At 66.4% G+C, this 2488-nt stretch carries 3 protein-coding genes; 2 read left to right on the top strand and 1 reads right to left on the bottom strand.

Annotated features, from left to right (window positions below; translation table 11 throughout):
- Window positions 1–59: 59 nt before the first annotated feature.
- Window positions 60–266 carry a hypothetical protein gene (locus JMF90_RS33285; protein ID WP_166488140.1) on the top strand — a complete coding sequence of 69 codons (207 nt, stop codon included), beginning with the start codon at window positions 60–62 and terminating at the stop codon, window positions 264–266.
- 158 nt (window positions 267–424) lie between these two features.
- Here the strand turns inward: JMF90_RS33285 and JMF90_RS33280 are convergent, their stop codons facing one another.
- Complete coding sequence (locus JMF90_RS33280; RefSeq protein WP_201316685.1) at window positions 425–1690, bottom strand: SGNH/GDSL hydrolase family protein; 1266 nt, start codon at window positions 1688–1690, stop codon at window positions 425–427.
- Window positions 1691–1896: 206 nt separating this feature from the next.
- Here JMF90_RS33280 and paaA point away from each other — a divergent pair.
- Window positions 1897–2488, top strand: a 592-nt coding sequence (gene paaA / locus JMF90_RS33275) for a 1,2-phenylacetyl-CoA epoxidase subunit PaaA (protein WP_201326015.1), incomplete at its 3' end; no start/stop codon positions are given.

Below are 2488 nucleotides of genomic sequence, written 5' to 3'. Positions count from 1 at the left end.
CCATCAAGCGCCCACACTTATCGGCTGTTAATTTTTAAAGAGCGTTTCTGCGAGGAATCTTGAACCCCTCAGCAGCGCTGCGTTTTCAGCAGCAGAGAAGCGAGATTATGAACCGTGTTTCGCAGCTCGTCAACAACTTTCTGAACGACTTCGTTGCGACTGCGGGGCTCAACTTCCGTACCGCCGAGGCTCGCTACCGCCGAACCTCAACAGCACTGCTTCCCTTCCTTCCGCGCCGCGTTTCCGTTAGCGCGAAAGAGGCGTGATTCTAAGCATCCGCCCCCGTCCACGCAAGCCCTTTGTGAAGAAAGTTTGAAAAAGCCTCCGTGCGCTGCCGCGCACGGAGGCCTTGGGCTCGACGAACGATGTCGCGGTGTCGGCCCGCAGGCCGTCGGCAACCTTTCCCTCTATATATAGAAGCGCGTCACTTGCCGCCCACCGCGGCCTGCAGTCGCTCGACCGGCACCGCGTCGGCCATCGCCGTGTAGCCCGCATCGCTCGGATGGATACCGTCGCCGCTATCGTATCGGCGCTGCAGTACGCTCGGGCGCGCCGGGTCGCGCAGCACCGCGTCGAAGTCCACCACGCCGTCGAACCCGCCGCCGCTGCGAATCCACCGGTTCACCTCGAGCCGGATCGCCTCACGTCCGGCCGGCAACGCCGCTGGCGTGAGCGTCGCGCCGAACACCTTCACGCCCTGCCGGTGCGCCGCCTCGATCAGGCGGCGATAGCCGTCGATCAGCGACGCGGCCGTCACCTGCGTATGCGGGTGATCGCAATCGAGCCCCGCGCGCGGCGGCATCTCCGCGAAGTTGATGTCGTTGATCCCGATCAGCACGATCGCCGCCTTCACGCCCGAGCGCGACAGCGCATCGCGCTCGAATCGCGACGCCAGCGACGTGCCGTAGCAAGCGGAATCGCTGAGCAGCCGGTTCCCGCTGATGCCAAGATTCACGACACCGATCGAATCGACGCCCGACGCCGTCAGCCGGCGCGCGAGCGCGTCCGGCCAGCGGCGGTTCCGGTTCACGCTGGAGCGCAGCCCGTCGGTGATCGAATCGCCGATCGCCGCTACGCTGGCGTGCGCGGAGCCGGCTTCGACGGCGAGCTCGGTCACCCACGCATATTGGGTAAAACGGGTCCGGAAGTCGGCGGCACCCGGATCGCTTACGTGATCACCCTGCGCGGACACGTAATTGAACTGGTTCGATACGCGATGCCAGACCGTCATCCGCTGGTCCGGCCCCATCTGGAGACTGATCGCATACGGCTGCGCGGCCGTCACGCCGATCGTCACCGGGTCGCTTTCGAGCTCCGCGCCCGGTGCGAGCGTCACCGACGCCTTGCCGCCGAACCGAACCGGCACCGCCGCACCGCCGGCGAGCGCAGCCCCGTCGCCGGCGCGCGCCAGGCTCGCGGCCTCGACGACCAGCGGCGCGCGACCGTATGCATTGCTCACGCGAATCCGCGCGGCGCGCCCCGACACGGTCGGGTAGACGATCTGGCGCACGGTCCGCCCGGCCACGTCGGGGGCGCGATAAAGCGGCGGCGGCGCGGCGAGATCGGGAATCGGCTGCAGCGCGGTCGCCCATGCGGCGACCCACCCGGCCGGTGCGGCCGACGCCGCAAGCGGCGCCACGAGAACGGCCGCACCCAGCACGGCCGCGGCGAAACTGCTTCGAAATGACATCGGCAAAATCCTCATCGGAAAGCGGGCATTGTGCCGCAGAAGCCGAAGACGCGAGACCACGTGCGGAGCCGTAGCTGCGCCCACCTGACCGCACCCTGACTTCCCTCGTTTACCCGAATCCCACTGCAAATCCGCAAGAAATTTATTAACCGACCGGTCGGTTGGTTTATACTTCGCACACATTCAACCGGACGAGAGCTTTCGCCATGTACACGCAATCCCTCGACATCCCCGGCAACGTCGCGCCGCTCGACGCCGCAGCCGAGTCGCCCGAGCAGGCGCGGTTCGATGCGGTGATGGCCGCGGACGGCAAGATCGAACCGCAGGACTGGATGCCCGACGCGTATCGCAAGACGCTGGTACGCCAGATCTCGCAGCACGCGCATTCCGAAGTCGTCGGCATGCTGCCGGAAGGCAACTGGATCTCGCGCGCGCCGAGCCTGAAACGCAAGGCGATCCTGCTCGCGAAGGTGCAGGACGAAGCCGGTCACGGCCTCTATCTGTATAGCGCGGCCGAAACGCTCGGCGTATCGCGCGACTCGCTGATCGACGCGCTGCACGCCGGCAAGGCGAAATACTCGAGCATCTTCAACTACCCGACGCCGACCTGGGCCGACGTCGGCGTGATCGGCTGGCTGGTCGACGGCGCCGCGATCATGAACCAGATCCCGCTGTGCCGCTGCACGTACGGCCCGTATGCGCGCGCGATGATCCGCGTGTGCAAGGAAGAGTCGTTCCACCAGCGCCAGGGTTTCGACGCGCTGTTGTCGATGATGAAGGGCAGCGACGCGCAACGCG

Source organism: Burkholderia sp. E168m23 (genome assembly GCF_016586125.1).
Taxonomy (GTDB): Bacteria; Pseudomonadota; Gammaproteobacteria; order Burkholderiales; family Burkholderiaceae; genus Burkholderia; species Burkholderia orbicola.
Note: the sequence above shows the minus strand (reverse complement) of the source record. Positions and strands in the feature narration are given on the sequence as shown.